This window comes from Priestia sp. FSL H7-0729, assembly GCF_038005685.1.
In the GTDB taxonomy this organism is placed as follows: Bacteria; Bacillota; Bacilli; order Paenibacillales; family Paenibacillaceae; genus Paenibacillus.
The window spans coordinates 301,220-323,320 of the sequence record NZ_JBBOTQ010000002.1 but is presented as its reverse complement, the minus strand read 5'-3'; the positions used below and the strand labels follow the sequence as shown (position 1 = coordinate 323,320).

22 protein-coding genes and 1 riboswitch are annotated in these 22,101 nt (G+C 45.7%); of the genes, 1 reads left to right on the top strand and 21 read right to left on the bottom strand.

Features of this window, described 5'->3' with window-relative positions:
• The 3 genes from MHH93_RS07940 to MHH93_RS07930 form a co-directional block, all read right to left on the bottom strand.
• Positions 1-912, bottom strand: a complete 912-nt coding sequence (locus MHH93_RS07940; RefSeq protein ID WP_062833376.1) for a carbohydrate ABC transporter permease — start codon at positions 910-912, stop codon at positions 1-3.
• Positions 913-987: 75 nt separating this feature from the next.
• Complete coding sequence (locus MHH93_RS07935; protein WP_500053593.1) at positions 988-3,915, bottom strand: extracellular solute-binding protein; 2,928 nt, start codon at positions 3,913-3,915, stop codon at positions 988-990.
• 123 nt (positions 3,916-4,038) lie between these two features.
• Positions 4,039-5,421 (bottom strand): ABC transporter substrate-binding protein, encoded by a 1,383-nt coding sequence (locus tag MHH93_RS07930; RefSeq protein WP_500053592.1) that lies wholly within the window; start codon positions 5,419-5,421, stop codon positions 4,039-4,041.
• A 528-nt stretch (positions 5,422-5,949) separates the two neighbouring features.
• On the opposite strand from MHH93_RS07930, the gene MHH93_RS07925 reads away from it, so the two are divergent.
• A complete protein-coding gene (locus MHH93_RS07925) occupies positions 5,950-6,987 on the top strand; it encodes a LacI family DNA-binding transcriptional regulator (RefSeq protein WP_500053768.1) in 1,038 nt (345 codons plus the stop codon).
• A gap of 151 nt (positions 6,988-7,138) precedes the next feature.
• On the opposite strand, the gene MHH93_RS07920 is transcribed toward MHH93_RS07925, so the two are convergent.
• From MHH93_RS07920 to MHH93_RS07835, 18 genes are all read right to left on the bottom strand, one after another.
• Complete coding sequence (locus MHH93_RS07920; RefSeq protein WP_500053591.1) at positions 7,139-8,317, bottom strand: DUF4272 domain-containing protein; 1,179 nt, start codon at positions 8,315-8,317, stop codon at positions 7,139-7,141.
• Between the two features lie 209 nt (positions 8,318-8,526).
• Complete coding sequence (locus MHH93_RS07915; RefSeq protein ID WP_500053590.1) at positions 8,527-9,747, bottom strand: RtcB family protein; 1,221 nt, start codon at positions 9,745-9,747, stop codon at positions 8,527-8,529.
• Positions 9,748-9,805: 58 nt separating this feature from the next.
• The gene (locus MHH93_RS07910; RefSeq protein ID WP_500053589.1) at positions 9,806-10,240 is read right to left on the bottom strand and encodes a GNAT family N-acetyltransferase; all 435 of its coding nucleotides are present in this window, start codon (positions 10,238-10,240) and stop codon (positions 9,806-9,808) included.
• 48 nt (positions 10,241-10,288) lie between these two features.
• On the bottom strand, positions 10,289-10,714 hold the full coding sequence (locus MHH93_RS07905; RefSeq protein WP_500053588.1) for a GNAT family N-acetyltransferase: 426 nt from the start codon (positions 10,712-10,714) through the stop codon (positions 10,289-10,291).
• Between the two features lie 16 nt (positions 10,715-10,730).
• The gene (pgsA, locus tag MHH93_RS07900; protein WP_500053587.1) at positions 10,731-11,261 is read right to left on the bottom strand and encodes a CDP-diacylglycerol--glycerol-3-phosphate 3-phosphatidyltransferase; all 531 of its coding nucleotides are present in this window, start codon (positions 11,259-11,261) and stop codon (positions 10,731-10,733) included.
• A 260-nt stretch (positions 11,262-11,521) separates the two neighbouring features.
• On the bottom strand, positions 11,522-13,447 hold the full coding sequence (locus MHH93_RS07895) for an FtsX-like permease family protein (RefSeq protein WP_500053586.1): 1,926 nt from the start codon (positions 13,445-13,447) through the stop codon (positions 11,522-11,524).
• Entirely contained in the window at positions 13,444-14,193 is a 750-nt protein-coding gene (locus tag MHH93_RS07890; protein ID WP_500053767.1) for an ABC transporter ATP-binding protein, read from the bottom strand. The genes MHH93_RS07895 and MHH93_RS07890 overlap by 4 nt, the downstream gene beginning before the upstream one ends.
• 122 nt (positions 14,194-14,315) lie before the next feature.
• Positions 14,316-15,320, bottom strand: coding sequence for a sensor histidine kinase (locus MHH93_RS07885; RefSeq protein WP_500053585.1), 1,005 nt, complete (start codon positions 15,318-15,320; stop codon positions 14,316-14,318).
• Positions 15,317-16,006, bottom strand: coding sequence for a response regulator transcription factor (locus tag MHH93_RS07880; protein WP_500053584.1), 690 nt, complete (start codon positions 16,004-16,006; stop codon positions 15,317-15,319). Before MHH93_RS07880 ends, MHH93_RS07885 begins: the two co-directional genes overlap by 4 nt.
• Positions 16,007-16,200: 194 nt before the next feature.
• Positions 16,201-16,962, bottom strand: coding sequence for an SDR family NAD(P)-dependent oxidoreductase (locus MHH93_RS07875; protein ID WP_500053583.1), 762 nt, complete (start codon positions 16,960-16,962; stop codon positions 16,201-16,203).
• 48 nt (positions 16,963-17,010) lie between these two features.
• Entirely contained in the window at positions 17,011-17,730 is a 720-nt protein-coding gene (locus tag MHH93_RS07870; protein ID WP_500053582.1) for a class I SAM-dependent methyltransferase, read from the bottom strand.
• Positions 17,731-17,949: 219 nt separating this feature from the next.
• The gene (locus MHH93_RS07865) at positions 17,950-18,333 is read right to left on the bottom strand and encodes a VOC family protein (RefSeq protein WP_253432519.1); all 384 of its coding nucleotides are present in this window, start codon (positions 18,331-18,333) and stop codon (positions 17,950-17,952) included.
• 170 nt (positions 18,334-18,503) lie between these two features.
• A complete protein-coding gene (locus MHH93_RS07860) occupies positions 18,504-18,977 on the bottom strand; it encodes a GNAT family N-acetyltransferase (RefSeq protein ID WP_500053581.1) in 474 nt (157 codons plus the stop codon).
• Between the two features lie 126 nt (positions 18,978-19,103).
• A riboswitch (ZMP/ZTP riboswitch) is annotated at positions 19,104-19,185 on the bottom strand.
• Between the two features lie 31 nt (positions 19,186-19,216).
• Positions 19,217-19,732 carry a GNAT family N-acetyltransferase gene (locus MHH93_RS07855; RefSeq protein ID WP_500053580.1) on the bottom strand — a complete coding sequence of 172 codons (516 nt, stop codon included), beginning with the start codon at positions 19,730-19,732 and terminating at the stop codon, positions 19,217-19,219.
• 34 nt (positions 19,733-19,766) lie between these two features.
• Complete coding sequence (locus tag MHH93_RS07850) at positions 19,767-20,291, bottom strand: YfiT family bacillithiol transferase (protein WP_036610311.1); 525 nt, start codon at positions 20,289-20,291, stop codon at positions 19,767-19,769.
• Positions 20,292-20,339: 48 nt separating this feature from the next.
• Entirely contained in the window at positions 20,340-20,879 is a 540-nt protein-coding gene (locus tag MHH93_RS07845; protein WP_500053766.1) for a GNAT family N-acetyltransferase, read from the bottom strand.
• On the bottom strand, positions 20,879-21,421 hold the full coding sequence (locus MHH93_RS07840) for a hypothetical protein (protein ID WP_500053579.1): 543 nt from the start codon (positions 21,419-21,421) through the stop codon (positions 20,879-20,881). The genes MHH93_RS07845 and MHH93_RS07840 overlap by 1 nt, the downstream gene beginning before the upstream one ends.
• A 16-nt stretch (positions 21,422-21,437) precedes the next feature.
• On the bottom strand, positions 21,438-21,878 hold the full coding sequence (locus MHH93_RS07835) for a cupin domain-containing protein (RefSeq protein ID WP_500053578.1): 441 nt from the start codon (positions 21,876-21,878) through the stop codon (positions 21,438-21,440).
• Positions 21,879-22,101: the final 223 nt, after the last annotated feature.

Below are 22,101 nucleotides of genomic sequence, written 5' to 3'. Positions count from 1 at the left end.
CTATTCTCCCACCCTTCGAAGCAGTTTCTGTACCAGCAAGTTGGTGCCCACCATAATCATGAACAGCACGGTGGCAATTGCCGATGCGTAACCCATCTCAAACCGTGTTGTACCAAAGTCGATCAAGTGGGTGACTACCGTCTCTGCCGCATAGTTCACACTCGGGAACCCGGCCAGTGCGATTGACACATCGGCCACGGCAAACGAGGTTGTGAGCTGAATGACTGCGCCGAACATGAGCTGCGGACGCATCGAAGGCAAGGTAATGTACCATAGTTCCTGCCAGCGATTCTTGATGCCATCCACCGCTCCTGCTTCGTACAACGTCCGGTCCACCGTCTGCAAACCGGCGATAAATGCCAGAAACCCGGTTCCGAGACTCAACCACAACTGCACAAGAATGAGGATCGGCATAATGTAAGCTTCCGTCTTCAGCCACTGGATCGGCTCCAGCAGAAAACCCCATTTGATCAGCAGCCCATTCGCAATGCCATAACGATCTCCCGAGAAGATCATCAGCCAGATAAAATACACATTGCCCGAGATGGAGGGCGCGTAGAAGATCAATGTCATGAACGCTCTCCATTTCGGTGTTAACTCATTAATGATCCACGCGAAGACGAAACAGGCAATGTAACTGATCGGTCCGGTAATAATGGCGAACAACAACGTATTCTTGATCGCAATCAGGAATACATCATCCTCCAGAAACAGGCGGGTATAGTTCTGCCAGCCAATGAAACGTGGAAATTCCAACATATTAAAGTAGGTGAAGCTGAGTATGATCGATATGACAACCGGAATCACGGTAAACATGATGAACAGGAGCATATACGGTGCAAGCAGAACATAGGAATGTTTGCTGGCCTTCATTTCCTGGAGCTTCCAACTCCACCACGATTTCATGCCCATCCTTGACGCTTTCTCAGGAGGACTGTTTTGTCCGTCTCGGAGTGATATTTGTGGCACGATTAACCCTCCCTCTGCTTACGGAAGACCAAATTCATTACGCTTGACTCGAATTTCGTCCTGAATATATTGGGTATAATCCATGATGGATTCCCTGGCTTCCACTTGGCCAACAACGGTTTTGTAAAATGCATTGAACAGATGGCGGCCTGTAAAATAACCACCAGGTACTTCGGGAATGCCCTTCACGGTTTCGAATTGTGCCTTCAGATTGGCGTAATCCTCCGCAGGCCACGGCAGGGAATCCAGTGCCTTGATGTTGGCCGTTGGATAACGCGCAGCCGCACCCATCAGTCCTTCCATCTCCCGTCCGAATTCAGCCTGAATCGGTGTACTGGTCCACCATTTCATGAACTCCCACGCCGCATCCTTATCCTTGGCACCCTCCAGCATCATGACTGCACTGCCTCCACCCGGTACGTCCCGATTCAAGGTTCCATCCGCCTGAACGGTTCCCGGTACAGGAACAAATCCCCATAATCCCCGAATCTCCGGTGCAAAGACCGACAGCTGGTTGTACATGGTGTAATCCGTTAGTCCAATAGGCATCTGTCCTGTCCGGAAACGGTTGGCAAAATCATATTCCCGCTCCAGCTTGTAATCGGTATAGAATTCTGTCCACCGCTTGAACGTCTCGATGCCGATCCGGGAATCCAGATCCGACTCCTTGTCATCATTCCGATAGAAGGCGCCACCGTTCTGAAGCAGCATCGTGGCATACTGCGAGTTCGGTGGAATATTGACACCCTGCATATTGGCCTGGGTCACAACCGGCATGCCAAATTCCATATGGTTTTTGCTCAAAATCGCGAGTAGCGCCTCGACATCCTCCCAATTCTGTGGCACTTCAAGCCCCAGTTCTTCGAGCACATCCTTACGGTAAAACAGCATGTTAAAGGTCTGCGTCTCCGGTAGGGCATATACGCCTGAATCATAGGCATACGGTATGATCGCACTTTCCCTGAACTCCTCTTCTACGGTGCGATAGTCACTGAATTGCGTCAGATCTACGGCCGAGTTTCGCATGGCAAAATTCACGGGTAGATCATTACCGATCTGCATGGCAATATCAGGTCCTTCACCCGACAGGGTCGCTGGCAGCAAGGTCCCCATGTTGACCAGCTTCAGGTTCACATTAATGCCACTGTCTGGTGTGAAGGTTTTATCAATCATCGCCTTCATCGTATTCGCCTGGTCACGCCCGCTACCAATCCAGACGGTTACGGTCCGCTGATCTTTCGATGTAGCTACATTGCCGATCTGGTTATAATCAATGAAGAATGAATGATAGAATATCTTCGCTTCATGACCGAGCTTGGCAAGTGGGCCCATCCCTGAACCGGGAATATCTCGGTGAATGGAAGTGACGTACAGGGCGTCGATCTCAAGGGGCTGCTCTCGTGCCTGCTGCACCCATGTGCCGAGACCACCTGTGTTGGTTTTGTATGCTGCAAGCCTTCTTGGAATGGTATTTGGCTTGTCAATCATCTCGTCCAGTTGCTGCGCCATCGTCTTGATCAGTGCTTCCTGATCGCTGGACTGTCCTGATAGAAGACGAAGCTGTGCGGCCACGTCTTTAAGCCGTTTACTTTCTCCGCTGAACACTTCGAGCAGGTTCGGGATCTGCTGTTCCACCCGATAATCCCGGAATTCATCAGGTTTGGTACCTGTGATCATCAGAATGCGTCGGTACATGGAGTTCAAGTTGTACAGACTGTCCTCCACATTGCGGATCAGCGGTGCAAAGTCACCGAGGCTGTTCTCCAGCCGTAGCACATGTTTTCCTTTTTCCAAGTGAAATCTGTATGCTTCCTTGCCGCCCATAACATCAATGCGATAATCACTTTGATAACGGAAAGGGGCTTGGGCCATCTCTGCAAACGGAACTTCACCATCAATGGTGAGCTTGCGTGTGGAATAGATGCCTTTAACGAAATTCTGCTGTGCGGTAAAGCCGATATGATACAGTCCGCTCTCCGGAACATCCACTTCCCATTCAATCCATTGTCCCGGCAGACGCCAGTTAAATCCGCCAATCGTATTGATGCGTACCTGGGAAGCACTGTAAGGAGATACCGCAGAACTTGACCTTTCGCTCGTCGGGTATAACGTAGGTGAGGATTTGGCTATTGCAGCTTCTCCTTCAATGCGAATAAGAACATCCTTCGGCTGCCCGGAGGAATCCGACTGTTGTGCCCCCGCAGTCTCTGCGTAAGGAACGGCTGTCTTCTCATTGAAAAGGCGAATGGACCGAATCACCATGGGTTCACGCGATGATTTTAGCGCTAGGGTGTGTTCCCCTTTTTCCAAATAAAACTTGAATGGATCCTGCTCGTACCCGTCGGAGTCCTGAAACGTTTCTTCCATCCAGCGTGGTTGCTCGACTTGTCTAGGACGAAGGTCGTTGCCTTGATTGTCCTGCTCCACGACATCTTTCTCATTGGCCCATACCCGGTCAAACTGCAAATAGGCGGCTTCCGCAAAAGGAAGTTCACCATCAATGTACAATGCACGTTCAATAGCCGAGCTCTTGCCTTCAACGGGATAATAGATTGCGGACAGGTTATACAGCCCGGTCTCCGGCACATTTATGGTCCAATCGACTTGTCCGGTCTCTCCGGTATGGAGAGAAACGCCATCCATTCCCTCATAATTAGTAAGTTTGCGGACGCCTTCACCTTCGGCTCTTATGTAATCTCCCGCTTCAATGGTGATGTCCACACTTGGCTGTGAAGCCTGGCCTGTTCCAGAGCGATACTGTTCGTATCCCTTCTTCTGCCGGGTCTGCTGCAAGATCGCATCCACTTCAATCGCAGGCAGACTGCCAGGTGGGACGTCCGCACGCTTCCCATCAGCGCCGGAAGTTACATACAGAATGATGCAAGCTGCCGCCACGATGATCACTGTGGACCATATCCATGTCTTACGTTGTAGAATTCCAGCCATCCTGCGAGTCCTCCTCATCAAGGCTGATGCCAGCAAAGCCGATTGGGTGGTTCAGTAAAAAGGGGCTCCGTGCAACGTTGCCGACACGAGCCCCTGCCTGGATCGCTTGCTGGTGATAAGTTCTTATTGTTTGCCGAGTTTATCAATGGCAGCTTGTGCCTGCGCTTTATATTTCTCAGCCGTTGCTGTGACGGAAGCATTGTCTTTGATGATATCGTTCACAAAATCCCCAAAAGGGTACCCCGTGTAGGCATCATCCAACAAGATACGGCCTGTTCCAGCGATGTGCTCGCGAATGATGGCAATATCCTTCTCGTCGGTATAACGACTCTCCAGATAATCCTGACCTGGATATTCTTCAATCTGCGGGATGTCGAAGGTCTCTTCATAGATTTGGTAGACGATCTTTGGATCCTCCACACCTTTTGGAATGAATTTCGCCGATGCCGCGTTGTTTGCATACGTTACCTCTTTGCTGCCCTGTGGTCCATTCGGAATGGGTACAACGCCGACAGCAAAGGTGAGATCACCCAACTGCCATTCGGCTGCGGTGAACAGGGCTACGTCTCCATCCTTAAACGTGTTGCTCTCCTCCCAGTTGGTTTTGTCACCGGTTTTGACCTTCACGACATTCTCCACGTTATACAGTCGTTTAACGAATTCGGTTGCTTCAATCGTTTTCGGATCAGATAATCCTTCCTTGCTATTCGCATCATCTACGATCGTGCCACCATTGGCAGCGGTAAAATGGCGAACGACATCAAGGGCCCAGCCAGAAAATCCGTATACATCTGTTTTGCCGTCATTATTCGTATCTTTGGTTGCCTGTTTGGCGAGTTCCATGAATTTGTCCCAATCCCATTCGCCTTGGTTATACAATTCTTGCGGATCAGGCAAAGATAATTTTTTGAACAAGTCACGGTTATAGTGAAGTCCCAGACCAATGCTGGTTGGCGATTCGAAGGCGTATTCATTGCCTGCAATGGCAGGGAATTTAGTAATCAGATTTGCTTCTTGGTTGATGTTGTTCTCAGGTGTAGTGAACTCGGAGAGGGGCAACAATTGCCCTTTGAGGATGGCAGGTAGTGCGGATTTGTATTCCATCTGAACGATATCAGCGAATGGTTCGCCGGCCAGCGCAGACGTGGTGAATTTGTTCATGTATTCTTCGAAAGGTACATTGACGAACTCCAGTTTTACGTTGTATTTCTTCTCCACCTCTGCAATTTTATCGAGTCTGGCCTTATCGGAGGCCGTCTCTCCCGTCGGTTTCAGATCCCACCAGGCCGCAACCTTGATGACACGTCCACCCAGATCAGGCACATTCGCCACAGCTTCTTCCACTACGTCCTCTTTGTCTGTTTCAGCGACTTCGGTGCTGTTACCTGAGTTCGTTGTCCCCTCTATTTCGCTTCCCGTCTGCGCTGTCCCCCCACCACTGCAAGCGGATACAAAAAGCATCACGGCCAATAACATCAGAGGTAGAACATTCCATCTTCTAATCATGTTTTTAACAACCTCCCCGAATGTGTATACCAATCATGGTTCACTCTACACCGTTAACCCCACTCATCAACCAATCGAAAATAAACAACCACCACCATTTGTTATTTATTGGTTTGTTTTTGACAAACAAAATTTAACACAGCAAAATGTAAGCGTCAACATTTTTGTTGTTAACATTTTCTATTTATTCTGATAAAATGCTGATAAAACAGTTTTATCTCTGTGATTCAGCTTATTCAACACCCTCATTCCTAAGTACACCTCAGTAAAACCGAATCTATACTTTTATTTATTTTGTTATTTTTAAATAATAACAAAATAATAATTCATTAGACAAAATTCGTCATTCTATCTGAAAATGTGCTTACCGTCATGTTGATCGTGTATCCTGAAATACTGTGCTTCACTAACATTTTAAATTCTCTGTCCGTTATTAGATTAAGAGAAATACATCATGCTATACTAGGATCAGTTGGATATCGCTCCAAACAAGGAATACGGCAGAATTACGAGTGTAAGGATGGTATGATGAAAACGAAAGTAACAATTCAGGAGATTGCACATTTTACGGGTTTGTCGAAATTCGCGGTGTCACGAGCTTTGTCTGGAAAATCGGGAGTTAGCGATCAGACGAGGGATGTTATTCTCAAGGCTGCTGGCAAACTTGGGTATTTCAAAGATAACAGCCTCTTGTCTGGTGAACTGTCTCACAACAGTGAATTACATGACTCGAAAAACACACGTTCAAGTGGTACCATCTTAATTTTGTTTCCCAATGTTCGGTACCAAAATCAGGACTCCGTATACTGGGGACCCGTCTTTAACGGGATTTCTTCCAAGCTGAACCAAAAAGGCATTAATATTCTGACCTTGACGGAACCATCTGCAGACCAGCTGTTCACCCTGCTCAATCCGGATGCCATTCGTGGAATCATTACCGTTGGTTCGATCTCGACCCCGATTCTGCTTGAAATCAAGCGGCTCAGTATTCCGGTTGTGATGGTCGATCATCTGGACCCTGTTTTTCACAGTGATAGCATATTCACGGATAACTTTGCATCCATGAGAGAGATCATGCTCTATCTGCTCCGCAAAGGCTTCAAAACATTCCAGTTCGTTGGCAATATCGGGGATGCTCATAGTTTCTATGAACGCTGGATTGCATACACTTCTGTACTTATGGGCCATGGGATGGAAATAGATCAGATTCCCGAACTCAGTAATCAGGCATTGGATGAGTTCCGCCAGACGTTCACTTCGGTAATCCATGAGGATAACCTGCCTGAAGTGTTTGTATGTGCGAATGATTTTTATGGGCTATATACCATAGAAGCCCTTGAAAGTATGGGGATCCGTGTACCCGATCAGTGTGTTGTCACGGGATTTGATAATCTATACGAACATATCCCATTACTGGCTACAGTCAATGTGAACAAGGAATTGCTCGGTGCGCGTGCGGTGGATCAGATGTTATGGCGCATAGCGAATCCAGAAAGCAACGTCGAGAAAAAGTTGATTCTTGCTGACGTCATCATTCGTGAACAGTTCGGCAGGCATAGCGGATAAAAGCAGAATATATGATGGCTCGTATGTGTGAATATACATATCGAAGCATATATGGAGTAAAGCTTATGTCCTCACATAACAGCACACCAAATACCCCTATAACCGTATTAGAGCGGCTATAGGGGGTATTTGCATGATTGAATGTTGTGTTCTACGTATCTGTGCGCACATCATCCCATTCCTGATCCAGATAACAGATCAGCCAGTTCAATGCACGGTGACGTTCATAAGCCACTCCACCATTCAAGCCGGCGGGAGGTGTTTTGTCATTCACACGACTATCCACACACACCCAATTATAACGGTAGATCAGATCTGCTTCATCCAGAATCTCGCTCTTGTTACGCAGAGACGCACCCGAGAGAAAGTCGGCAAAGCTGTCCTTCTGTTGCAAATAACCGACATCCTTCCCTACGTTACATAACTCCGTTGGTGCACCTAAATCCTCCACATAACCAAGCGCCCACAACATCACGTGGTACGCTTCATAGCCCCAAGAGAAGGCGATGATCTCCTGCTGCTCCGCTCCGTGTTGGTCGATAAACCTCTGCTCTACGGGTGAAAAAAAGGAATCAGCCTCATACTTGTCGATCACTTCCTGAACCAGAGCTGCGGTATCGTCCGCGCTTTCGCCTGCTCCCAGACACTCTCCCTTAAGCGCGGCAAGACACAAGGCCACCGCACGGCGAGCGACTTCCTCTTTACTCCGGATTGTGGTGTGCTCTTCTCCGGCCCTTGCAGGCAAGTTCGCATTATAAGGAATGCCTTGTTCCGTCAACCGTTGCTCTGAACGCACTTTACGTTGTATTGCAGACTCCGTCTGGGTTCTAGCATCGTCCAGGAGACTGGTGTGCGCTGTCACCGTGTAATCCTCTACCTCTGACTCTCCATTCACATCCAGCAATAACTGACCTTGTGCATTCAGCAGAGATCCACCTCCCCAGAAGATCACAGCATCCAGAGCATCAGCCAGTTGTAATAACTCGCCGAAGAATTCTTCTGAGATATCCTCTTCTGTCTCAATGCCAACCACCATGTTCAGTGTGGAACATTTGATCAATACCTTTTCCTGGAGCGAAGCATTGCGCCCTTCAATCTGACTCAAAAATCCAAGCATCCCCTGAATCATTGTCGTAAATTCCTCAGGATGTGTCTGGCTGGTCATGATATTGAAGCCTTTGGTTTTCTTACTCAGCCATTTTTTCTGAGTCACTTGAATATGAGTCTTGTCTTCCCGGCATTTAATCGTACCCTCAGGATAAATGGATTGAATCACTTCAAACAGCTGATCCAGGTCAAACTGAGAGCTATATATCGCACAATTTCTCATGAAGTCCACCCTCTCTATATATAGTTCAACTAATGAATATTTACACTGGCACTCCGATGGCAGAATAACTTTCCGATCGCTGTTATCCCCAGATTTTTTTATTCCTTTTTTTGAAAGGGGAAATCCGGTGATAAAGGCGAACGCTCCGCTTCTTCAAGTTATTTCTGCCCTCTCCGTTATCGTGTAAATGTTCAGTTGAACATATATGACTAATCCTTATACGGATCGAATTCATTACCTCCGGCCATGGCGACACCAACGGGACGCAGCACATGGTTGATTTTCAGCGTATTCGCATGTGCGTTCAGTACGTCTTGCAGTTTCTTATACACAAACGGACTTTCGTCTGTGCCCGCTCCCCGTAGTTCCACGCCATAGGCACGAATCGCCTCATGCATCTGTGCTTCGCTAATCTCACCGCCCATGCGTGTGCGCAGCTTGTAATTCATTTTGCCAGCCGCCTGGGTTCGGCTCATCGTGCGCCCTGCCCCATGTACGGTGCTGCGGAATGACTCGGTATTTTCTTCGCTGTGGATGCCCTCCACAATTACCGAGATATCACCCATACTGCCTCCAACAAAACCGAGTTGCCCGGGTGCCAGTGGCGTTGCACCTTTGCGGACCACGACTACCTCTTCACCCATGTGCTGTTCCTTCCAGGCAAAGTTGTGATGATTATGAACGGCGTATTCAGCACTTGCGCCGAGAATTCCCAGTACCTGTTCAATAACATAATCACGTCCTGCATAGGCGTATCTGCCCGCCAAAGTCATTGCATCCCAATACATATCACCCATTTCGCTGTTCAAGTCAAACAAGGTAGGCGGTTGATCCATGGATTCGCCAGGTGCTTTGCCACTGAACTGACGCCCTGCGGCCAGGTTAAGGAACCCACTCGCCACTTTGTGACCGAACCCGCGGCTGCCAAAATGATTCGCGATCCACACCTTCCCCGTGGCCTCTTCTACAAAAATATCCACGAAATGATTGCCACTGCCTACGGTTCCGAGTTGGTTGCGTGCGAGTGTCTTCAGCTTATGTTGTAATCCCGGTTCAATGGTATCGAACAGCTTCCAGCTCGCGTCGTCGAACAGTTCATGATCCACGGGTGTTGGATTGTTACGGCCCACGCCGAAAGAGATGGTCGAATTGATGTCATCCATAATCGTACCAATCTGGTCCCGAATATCATCCCACATCAGATTGGTACGCACAGCCTTGTTGCCACAAGCAATGTCATATCCGACACCTGACGGACTGATCATATTCCGGTAAGCGACAACACCACCAATGGGTTGCGAGTAACCTTTGTGATGGTCAGCCATCAGAGCCACACCCAATACATCTCCATATTGCGAGCAAGTCACCGCCTGACTTACGGCGTTCTCCAGCGGCTCCCCCCAAACTTTAATGTTATCTACGATACGCATGATTGTGTTAACCTCCTATGTATTATTTGATTAGTTTAACAGAGATCAACGTGGCCAATTAAAGATGCTTCCGGTAACCCTGCACCTTCTCATCCCTGAAACCCAGTTTCTCATAAAATATATGCGCTTCCTTGCGCTGATCGCCAGACACCAGAATCATGTAACCACAACCCAGATCTTTCGCAATCCGCTCAATCTGGAGCATTAATCTCTGCCCAATGCCCTGCCTGCGTACCTGGTCCGATACAATCACATTCTCCACAACCATGAACGGTTTACATGGACCCACCAGATCCATGCACTCAATCCCCATAACGGACCCAACCAATTTGCCATTGTAAAATGCCCCAAGCACATGATAATGGCCGTTCTGCTGTATGTATTGGAACATCTTTTTCATCTGCTGCTCAAGGGTAGGCATTCCCATCAGCTCATCATACAGTTTGCTTAAAGCCGACAGATCCTGTAGTTCAATAGCTTTGATCGTAACCATACAATATCCCCCTGACGTTCTTTCTAATTTGGTATTCTACCTTCTATCTTAAACGAGGTCCTTTTTAAAATAATAATGACTGTGTCCAGTCGGTGCATTCTCGATTATTGTGATCAATTGGTAGCCATGCTTCTTATAAAATTCCGGTGCTTGATAAGAGAACGTGTTCAATTTGACAAAATCACAAGATTTCTCACGCGCAATACGCTCAATTTCAAGCAATAACTGTGAACCGTATCCCCGATGACGTTGATCGGAGTCCACCCACAGGATATCAAGCTCTACCCAATTCCAGCAAAGTGTACTGAGCACTCCTGCAACAATCTCACCATCCTCATTTCTGATATTGAAATTCAATTCTTCGTAACGATGCCTTAATTCCTCACTCACATGTGCAGCATTAAATGCAATAAGTTGCCCGCGAACATACTCTGAATCCTCTGAAGTGCTTGGGTTAATATTCCCTCTCAACATCTCCTATTCACTCCTTTTATCTCAGCAGTTTATAATTTAGAATCATGTAGTTCAATCCTGATAACAGGGTAACGCCTGCCGCTAGCCATAATAAAATCATATCAACCCGTACATCCCACAGCAAACTGAATGGAACATGATTTAATAAGACAGCGATGATGGCAGCCACCTGCAATACCATTTTGATTTTCCCATACTGATCGGCTGCAAGAGCAATGCCCTGCTCTGTGGCTACCATTCGTAAAGCAGTAATCACAATTTCACGGCCTATAATGATTACAGCAATCCATGAACTGATCATATCCTCCTGAACCATCATGATCAGCGCCGCTGCAATCAACAGTTTGTCCGCTAGTGGATCAAGCAGCTTGCCCAGATTCGTAATTTGATTATATTTTCTAGCCACATATCCATCCAGTTTATCCGTGCCTGCCGCTATGGCAAATATAAATAGAGCAGTTATCATACTTTGTTGATTCAGAAAAGAAATCATAAACAATGGAATCAACATGATTCTAGCCAACGTGATTTGATTTGCCAAATTCATTAGATTTCTCCACTCCTCATGCACCATTGATTCCAAGTATATCCTGGTGCAGACATATGAAACTTAAGTCCCATCTGTTCATTTCGCTTCGATACTGAATCAGACTCCTCCTTGTCTCTATACATCATTTCGACCCAGTTCCATGATCATCCTTTTTTTCCATGTGTCCTTGCACGTAGAAAAGAAAAATGGCAGCCTGTATTCATACAGCCGCCCATTAATTAACCTATTCTGCTATGTCACTTACTCCTGACCTCATTCTACAAAGCTTCCTTAATCACCCGTTTATAGTACCACACAGACAATAGACCAAAGATCGAATATAACAAGGTATACACAATCATGACAATAACCGTAGGTGTCGCCAGTTCCGTACCAAAGAAAAACCAACCTGATTTTACGGCAAAGTAACTATGACTCAGTCCCACCACAAGCGGAATACCGAAGTTGAACAATTGCTTGATCTGAATGCCACGCAACAGATTGCCTTGCGTAAATCCGAGCTTTCGCAGAATGGTATAGTTGCCCTTCTCCTCTTCACTCTCATTCATTTGTTTAAAGTAAAGGATACATCCTGATGTAATTAAGAACGTCAAACCAAGAAAACCAACAATGAACATAATCAGACCCATATTGGACCGTTGGTTATTTCTGAATTCGATCTGTGAGAAGCTGGGAGCCTTCAATTGCAGATCCGCAAAAATCGCATACGCATTCTCGTTTTGACCGGGATCTGTAATTTGTACACCGTAATAATCCGTCGCTTCCCTAACCTGGATGTTCGGATCCAGATCCTGGGCAAGCTCAGCATAAACCGATTCATCTACTACTGCTACAGGCGTACCTTTGGTGTAATATAAGGGAAGAACGCCCTGTTTGGTGGTGCCAATCAATTGCTGGTCAATCGTCTTCTTTAATCCGTGCAGCACAATGGGACCCTCATCCCGAATGGAGAAGAATTGCTGAACTACATTGCCGTATCCCATGAAAATGACTTCGCCTGGTCTGAGTTCGATGTTATCTACCATGCTGTCACTTACTACACTGCTGAACAACAGCTCACCCATTTCCGGGGCATCCATCACTTCTTGTGCATCCATTTCAATATAAATAGGCTCTCTATGCTTCTCTTCATATGGAATTTGATTGTTATCCAGCTCTGCTACAAAACGATTTTTCACATTCGCTTGAGCAAAAGAAAAATCCTCTGGCAAGCTTTCCTTAGCCTGTGCCTCTGCCGAATAATACGAAATGTAACTAAGTGACAGCATGCCAATCGCAAGTGCAGACACGGTTGTAATAATCGTGAGCAGCAATGCATTAGACTTCATGCGGAACATGATTGAAGATAACGATAACACCTCATGAATGGATAAGTAGCCGTTTTTGCTTTTGCGAACCAGATTAAAGATAAAACTGACCGACCCCTTATAGAACAGATATGTCCCCAGTATGACCGATAACAGAATCAGGATCATCGTGTACATCAACTGCTGCATATCCAATTTCTCGACGCTGAACAACCTTGCAGACAGTATGTAACCGAACACGATCAGGGCAATGCCCAAGATGCCAACAACCATCTGTCCAAACGACATCTTCTGCACCTGCTGCTCCGAGGTGGCTGATACCCGAAAGAGCGAGAGAATACTCTGCCTCTTGATAAAGATATAATTCATCAGCATGATGAGCAGATACATTATCGTGAAGACAATACCCGTTTGCAACAGTGCCATCGGAGAGAAGTACAGCTTCGTAATCGCATCCACACCAAGAATTTTGAACAATATCATCAAGACCAGCTTGGATGCAAGAAACCCGATCAACACCCCAATGGCCATGGAGCCAAAATAAAGGATACTGTTCTCCGCGCTCAAAATGCCAAAAATTCTGCCCTTCGTCAGTCCGATTAATTGAAATAATCCAATTTCTTTGCTGCGCCGCTTAATAAAAATGGTATTGGCATATAACAGAAAAATACCGACAATACCGATTAATAATACCGAAGACGCGCCTATCGCCGCCGCACCTTTCGTTGAAGCAGCCACCTCATCCATGGAAGGATCATACTGTAACGTCACAAAGGAAAAATACAAAGCTACACTAAACACAAGTGCAAATACATAGAGATAATAATTCTTCAGATTTTTCCTAAGATTGCGGAGGATGATATAATTCAAGCTCATTGCTGTACACCACCCAACACGCCCTGAGTTTTGATAATGTCGTTGAAGAACGATTGCCGCGACTCATCTCCTTTATTCAGTTGGGTGTAGATCTGACCGTCTCGAATGAAGATCACTCTGCTGCAATAACTTGCAGCAACCGGATCATGGGTAACCATAATAATGGTCGCCTTTCGTGCGCTGTTCATATCACTTAACTTGCCGAGCAGATCGGAAGCGGATTTGGAATCCAACGCTCCTGTCGGTTCATCCGCAAAAATGATACTCGGCTCGTGGACAAAGGCTCGTGCTGCCGAAGTTCGTTGCTTCTGCCCCCCTGAGATCTCAGATGGATACTTGTCTTTCATCTCGTAGATCCCCAGTTCACGGGCAATCTGTTCAAACTTCCGGTGTGCCTCCTGCTTCGGAATGCCCGTGATCGAGAGCGGCAATAATACATTTTCCTTCACCGTAAGGGTATCCAGCAGATTATATTCCTGGAAAATAAAGCCCAGATGATGTTTGCGGAACTCAGCCAGCTGTTTCTCCTTCATTCCCGTGAATTCTTTGCCCTCAATATCAATCGTGCCCTGGCTCACCCGATCGATGGAGGAGAGCACGTTAAGCAGCGTCGTTTTACCTGAACCCGAAGGCCCCATTATGCCCACAAACTCTCCCTTGCTTACCCCGAGATCAATCCCTTTCAGCACTTCCTGTTTATTTAATTTATTACCATAGACTTTATGAATTTTTTTGGCTTCCAGTATCCACTTATCCCACTCACTCCTCTTTGATCTTCTGTATAATGCTCATGTCTATATCATAGGCGGGATGTGAAATGTTATCGTGCGATTCAACGAACAAAACCAAAAAGCATGTGACATTGTTGTCACACGCCTACAAGATGCACCATGTCGTTTTTTCGCGGAAAAGTAAGTGTGACGGTCGTGCCCTCACCAAACGAAGACTCTACATGAATGCGCATATGAAGGGTTTGGACCACCTGACGAACCAGATACAGCCCCATACCAGTAGCCGCTCCGTCCATTCTGCCTCGGGTGGACGTAAATCCTTTATCAAATATACGCGGCAGATCCTGAGCCTCAATTCCTCGCCCATGATCCTGAATCCGGAGTATGATGTGTCCATCCTGTTCCCGACTTTCAATGAGGATGTCCGATGAATCACTATATTTTACCGCATTACTTAACAACTGCCGGAGGATGAAACCTAACCATTTGCTGTCTGTGAGCACGCGCGATACCATTAAAGACACATCAAAGCCAATGCCTTTGGATATGCACCATGATCTCAGCGCTCGGATCTCGCTATTCAAGACCGGTTCAAATTCCGTCTCTTCGATGAACAGATCATTATGCATGAACGGAATCCGCTTTTGGTGAAGCTGCTGATCCAGCAACTGATGGATTCGTAACCATTCATATGTCATTTGGCTCTGCAACTTGTCATCTGGCAAACGCTCAATCATCAGTTGCAACGCAGTCAGTGGGGTCTTCACCTCATGAATCCAGGACAACATCTCGTCCTTCTCCTGTTCCAGGGCGATAAAATGTTGTGACGACTCCTTACGATACCGCTGTGTCTGGGAACTGAGGGCCTCATGTACGATGTGCTCATACGGACTATCGGCGATATCGAGTTCTCCCAGATTATAAGTTTGATCCCAAGTGCTCAACTTTGTGTAGAAACGAGTCTCTTTCAGGTATCTCGCCCAGATAAAAACAAGACAGACCACTACATTCAGGACTACGATATACACCACAGACTGGAATGGAATGGACGAGTCCATGTAGGCCACCAATAAAATAATAAGCTGTATGCTTACCAGTAACCATAACCAACTAGCCCTTTCTCGTATGTACTTTCCAATCATGCTTCCGCCTCTTCCGTCGCCATGTACCCCTGACCTACTTTGGTTTCAATGTACTGCTCCAAACCCATGGGTTCAAGCTTCTTCCGTAACCGATTAACGTTAACCGTCAGCGTATTGTCACTTACGAAATGCTCATGATCCCACAAGCTCCGGATGAGATCCTCGCGGGTAACAATCTGATTTTTGTGCTCAATCAGCACTTTAAGAATGAACATCTCATTTTTGGTTAACAGGATAGATTTATCTCCGCAGGTCAACGTATTTTTCACATATTCAATAGCAGCACCGCGCCAAGTCCGAAGTTCAATATGCTCTGTATTATAGTTGTACACCCTCCGCAGAGTCGCCTGAATTTTGGCAATCAACACATCGAAGTGAAAAGGCTTCTGGATAAAATCGTCTGCACCCAAATGCATGGACATGACCATATCCGCAGGATGATCCCGTGAGGACAAAAAGATAATCGGCACATTGGAGTGCGAACGAATGATCCGGCACCAATGAAACCCGTCATATTGGGGTAACTGAATATCAATAATGACCAATTGCGGCTGAATTACGCTGTACTCCTGCAATACCTTGCCAAAGTCCTGCACACCATACACGTCATACGACCATTGGGACAAGCGTTCCTTGATTTCACTGAATAACGATTCATCGTCTTCAATGAGCATAATTTTAAACAAGAGACTTCACCACGTTTCTGATCTTCTACGGTCGACTAAGGTAAGGGTCATTAGACTCCGTTACTACCAGGTCGTCACCGTTACCCTTAAGAGTCGTTCTTCTGATCGCTGACTCCAGTGTACAGGGAAGTTGGGCTTATATCAAAAGGTATCCATACTTCGTATCGAACACGAGCCGAAATATGGATATCATATCAACTCTCAATAGTGTGTATAACATGGCTTGCATCACTGTTTTCATCCAACCGCTTGATCAACTGCTGTGCCACATCTCGTGGCGATCTTAATTGGCCAGCCTCGTATACTTGATTGAACAGTCCGGATAGCGCAAATTCCTCTGTGCTTTTTCCGCGCGCAGCAGCCTGTAACTCTGTATCGACCATTCCCGGATCAAAAGCCATAATCTCAACAGGGTTCTGTTGGCCCATTTGCTCCAAAGATACACATTGGGTGAACATGTTCAAGCCTGCCTTGGATGTACAATACACTGCCATTGATGGCGCGGGATAAGTTGCCGAACCCGATGAGAGATTAATAATCTTACGTCTGGCGGACAGGTGATTCGTTTGTTGAATAAAAGAGGAACTCACTATCATTGGCGCTGAGAGACTAATGTTGAGACTCTGACTTATCTCTTCCGCACTGCATTGATCGATAGGTCTTAGTGGCTCCAGCATCGCTGCATTATTAATGAGCCCAATAAAACGAGCTTCCTGACATGGGATTTGGTCTAATACACGTTTAACCAGATCATCAATCCCGGTCAGATCGGCTAGATCGTACTGAACATGATGGTAACGCCCACTCCATTCCTCGCCTGATTCCAACAGATCCGAACACCCGCGTGAAATACCGTAAACGTAATCCCCCTTAGCCAATAATAACTCCGCAAGTTGTAAACCGATCCCCTTGGATGTACCTGTAATGATAAAGTGTCTTCCTGTTCTTGTTTCCATTCCGATACCACGGCTCCTCTATTTTCAATGCATATTATTCCCCTACTCTTATGAGTTTTTCTTTCTCCACAACGTGGCCCAGAGAAAAGGTACACCAAAATACGGTTCATGCTGTTCCATCGCCTTCATCGCACGGAACTGGGCACACGCGAAGCCATCTTCCATCATGTAGCGAAGTTTCTCCTCCGTGAATGCTAGACCACCGCGCATCGACTTCTCTTGATACACTTGCCAATCATTCATAACGATCTCCGGCCCACCAATATCGCCAAAACCGGGAGCAAAACAAGTCATTCCAAAATATCCTCCAGGTCGGAGCGCATTGTGGATCATTTCTATGTAGGGAATGCGCTGATGAGGTAACAGATGGTGCAGACAACCCGAGTCGTAAACAAGTTCATATTCTTGCTCTGGAGCAAGTTCAAACACGGAGCGACATTCAAAGTTCACATCCAGCTGCTCTTCTGCTGCCCTCTCCTTAGCCCAGGCAATCGCTGTCTCGGAAAGATCATAAGCATCCACCTGATATCCTTCGCGCGCTAAATACAACGAATTTCTGCCCGGACCACAACCCAATTCCAGTGCTTTACCACCTGTCAGCATACCTGCGTTCACATGCGCTACCAGATTCTCATCAGGTTTGTTTGGAAAAAAGGGGATGGGTCTGTTCCGATCCTCATAGAATGGCTCCCAGAATTGCTTGGCAGATCTGAAGTCCGCATCGAGCATATCATACAGATCCTGTACACTTTTAATCGTCTTTTCCACTACCACATTCCTCCTCAAATTATCCATTCAAACCTTCTTATCCAACTGTTCATTTCTCGTAATTTCTATTAAATTCGCACACTCTATTATAACATTTTTACCCATTAATTCTCTATTTTTCTTGCGTTTTTTCACTACAAAATATAAGCTTTTTCCCAACAAAAAAACGACCGACAAGGATGTCGATCGTTTGCAATCATAGCGGTTTTGAGTTGTAATTTACTTCGCCCGTTCCAAGACTGCAAAGTAATTTCCTTCGTTATCAGCAAAGTTGAAGACACGCCCCGTTGGCATCTCGACAATCTCTCCAACCGTTACATGTTTGCCAGACAAGTCGGCATATAACTGATCCAGATTTTCAGTGAAGAACATTAACGAAGGTGTGCCGAGATTTACACCCGCCGACATCCGTTCGACGAACTCTTTGTCATGAAGAATAATACTCGTTTGCGAATCTGGGGTAGGCGCAATCTCAATCCATCTCATGCCCTCATCAAGGTTTACTTCATCCACAATGTGGAATCCTGCAACTTCGGTCCAAAAAGCCAGGGATTCATCTTGATTATTGACATACAACATAATCTGGCCAACTTTGCTAAACATGGATCAATCACTCCTCTGATCATCTAATCTCTCAACGTCCTGCTTATCATTCCTCAAATTCCAATAGAGTATAACATGCAAGACGGATTTTTATCATATTTCTTTAGAGTGAAGTGGATATCACTATGAGCATCAATGATAAGTCATCAGATGAGTTTCTTGAAGTTCCCTTATAAGGTTTTAACAAGGGAAAGTCTATGAAACCCCGAGGTATAATAATTCATATCAACACCTTCTTTTTGAAAATTCATTCGTTCATAAAATACGAGCGCTGCTTCATTTTCTTCATGATCAAGCGTGTACAGCATGACATCACTACAACCGAATTCAGCTATTTTTATACATATTTTTGTAATTAGTGAACGTGCTACTCCCTGCCGAAGATGTGATTTACATGTAACAACGCCAACGATCTCATACCGGTTAACGGTAGGCTGAAAGATATAACCAGCATGACCTATGACAACATCTGCTTCGTCGACCATGACATAATAAGCATGGATACGTTCATCCGTCATTTTTAAAAATGAATCCCAGCGCGCAGGGTACTGATTGCGTATAAAAGAAGGGAATTGAAAATGATGATCTGTCATCATCTTCAGCACTACTGGTTGATCAATATCTTGAAAAAACCGAATAGTCATCTTTTTATCACCTCCCCTTCGTGTGCTTGTTAACATCTTTTAAGTTACCAGCTTCATCATATTTCATTGCCGCCACCAGTCCTTTCGTTGCCTCAATAAAAATAAAGTGTTTGATCAAAAGATCAAACACTTTGCCCAGGCGTACGGCATTTAATATATGTGCTTCCTCGTGGTTCACTCCACGTTTACGCCAGTCACACACAACAGATATTTAACAACTAGTAACACATGACTTACACTTATTGCGTGCCTTTTAACTTCTTCGTCAGATAAAGTACAACATCGTCGTCCATAATCGTTTCTTCACCCGGCTGAATGTAATGATCATGTTTGTGTACACCGTGACCGTCCGGTATGTATCCGCGATGGGCATACAGAATCTGCGCTTTGCCATAATCGGAAAACACGCCTACACCAATACCTGCTACATCCGTTCGTTTCAAAATAACTTCCTCTGCCCTGTCCATCAATTGCGAACCAATACCTTGGCGCTGGAACTTCATCAGCACATTGAAATCATTAATTTCGGGAATGCCTTGTTCCCTGAAAGACGGGTAATATGATGTCCATAGAACATTGACGTAACCAGCAAACTCTCCATTCAACTCGGCTACCAAGGTCACACGTTCGCCATTCTGCTGTTCAACTAAGTAATGGAGATACTGCTCTTCGAACCTCCCCCAACCCTGCTCCTGGAACGCCTTGGATATGATGACAGGATCGCTCTCATTTAATAGTCTGATATGTACACTCACTGATGAATCCTCCTTGAAAAGGTTTTTCTCCTAACTATATTCCCAATCGATCCCGAAGCGATGTGATATGAGCAACATGGTGTTTGCCATGCCAAGCATACATGCCCAGATTATAATCCAACCTTGTCGTTTCTTCCGATGAGGGATGATAGAATTGTTTGGCATAATCTGCATCTGTCAACGCGTTTAACAGAAACACCCAACGACGATGGAGCGCATCGAGAATCTGAAGCGAAAATTCAACATCGAGGTCTCTTGAATCACTCAGTTCGGCCCAACGCTCTTCATAATAAGGTCGAATCGTTGGTGTATCCTCTGTCAGTGCCAGCTTGAAACGAATCATACTGTTCATATGGCTGTCTGCCATGTGATGAATGACCTGTTTGAGCATCCAGCCACCTTCTCGATACGGCAGACTTAATTGCTCTTCACTCAGTCCCTTTACTGCTTCTCGCGCGCGTTCAGGTAGCTCAGCAATGTCCTGAATCCACTTCTCCCGCTGTGCCAAAGTAACTTCACCCGTGTGTACAAATGGTCCTATCGGAAATCTTTCATCCATCCATTATTCCTCCTTGTGTATATGATTCAAAATATCGCTTAACCTTATCTAAGGAGCATATTCCATGAGCCAGCAGTCTCTCATCTGTCCTTCGTGCTGCTCATGTTTCTCCAACAGCTTAATCCTGTGGAAACCACACTTCTCATAACAAGATATCGCTCGCAAGTTCCAGGCTTGAGGGTCCATGACCACTTTACAGGCTTGTTGTTCATCAATCAGATAAGACAGCATGGATTGCACCAGCAATGTCCCAATACCTTTATTCCAGTAGCCTACCTCACCAATAAACTGATCCGTTCCATAGATGATCTCATCCGTGTCTCCATAACCATACTCCGTTCGTTCTTCTTCCTCAAGCTTATAGAACTGAATGTATCCAATCGGATTCCCCCCATACTCTACGATACAACGGGTAGCATCATCATCCTGATTGTAAAAATGCTCTCTAACCAGATGAAGATCATGCGGCCGATCACGGCCTTCATAGTATTGAAGAACTTCCGGATCAGTCAGCCACTCCACCAGATGGTGTTCATCTTTTTCATCTAATAAACGTACCGTAATCTCATTCCATTCATAGATTATCATCACTCTGCATACTCCTTAATGATTTCAAGAGGATTTCCCGAGACCCAACTCAGGTCCTTGCCCAACACACTTTCCTCATGAACATAATAGATCATAGGTTGCTTAATTGGTTCTGCTTTCCCACCCAAAGGATGAATGGTAAAACGCATCTTGTACGTGCCTGCTGCATCAGGTATGGAGAATCCTGAAAATTCGGTCATTGCCGTGGATGACTGCCTCTCTAACGCTTGACGAAGAACCTCTTCCGTTGCACCCGTGCTGCCAACCGAAGTGGGTTGAATAAATCGGTTGTCCTTTTTATCACTAAAAGTTATTGAACCCCAGCCAGGCACAACGGGATATACCGTATGCTGTCCCTTATCTTCTTTTCTTCGTATTATGTTTAATTGTACCTCGTATTCCTCCGCAGCTGTCTGCCGAATCGTGCCCTTTAAGCTAACATCCTGCGCTGTAACGCTTGGATTCAGATTATTATATATAATGAGAACTGCTATAGTAACAACCGTAATGCCTGTTAGCCAAAATGTCGTAATTCTACGCATGTATTTACCCCCAAGATTAACCGTAAGTCTGGAGCAATTCACTCTCCATTAGTGTCTGTGTAATGCTGTCTAATTCCGGAGAAGCAGACCAATCACGATGTGTATTCAACCCATATTTAATCGTATGAATGACGCTATGGGCTGACATGTATATATTATGGTGTACTCCCGGCTCTACAATCATGTGGTCCCCCTCACCCATAACCCTTATTTCAAGATTCTGATCATCCGTAAAATTTGCATAAGCAATCCATCCGGATTGCACTACATAAAACTCCGTTAGATTAGTATGAAAATGACTGTTCTGCCACGCTCCATGGGAAGAAGCAACTGTTCTACAATAATAGCTTCCGTCTTCTGCTATCATTTTATATTTCTGTTCTCCGTTCGCCATTTGCTCGAAGCTAGTTTTAACGCCAGTCTCACCATATTTTCGTTCTGGAAATTCTATATCCAATTCGCTTCAACTCCTTACAATCTGCCAAACGTACTTGCGTCTAGAGATTCACCTGACAAAAAATCCCTTCACACAAACATTCGACATAGACAACTCGATTCTCCTGTTATTTTCACGATATATCTTTTAGTAAAATTTGAAACGCTTCTCTTCCAATTTCCGTATTAAGGTCGAAGTCGTATTTATCCCCAAATAGTAAACCATCTGATCTGGAGGTTGAGCA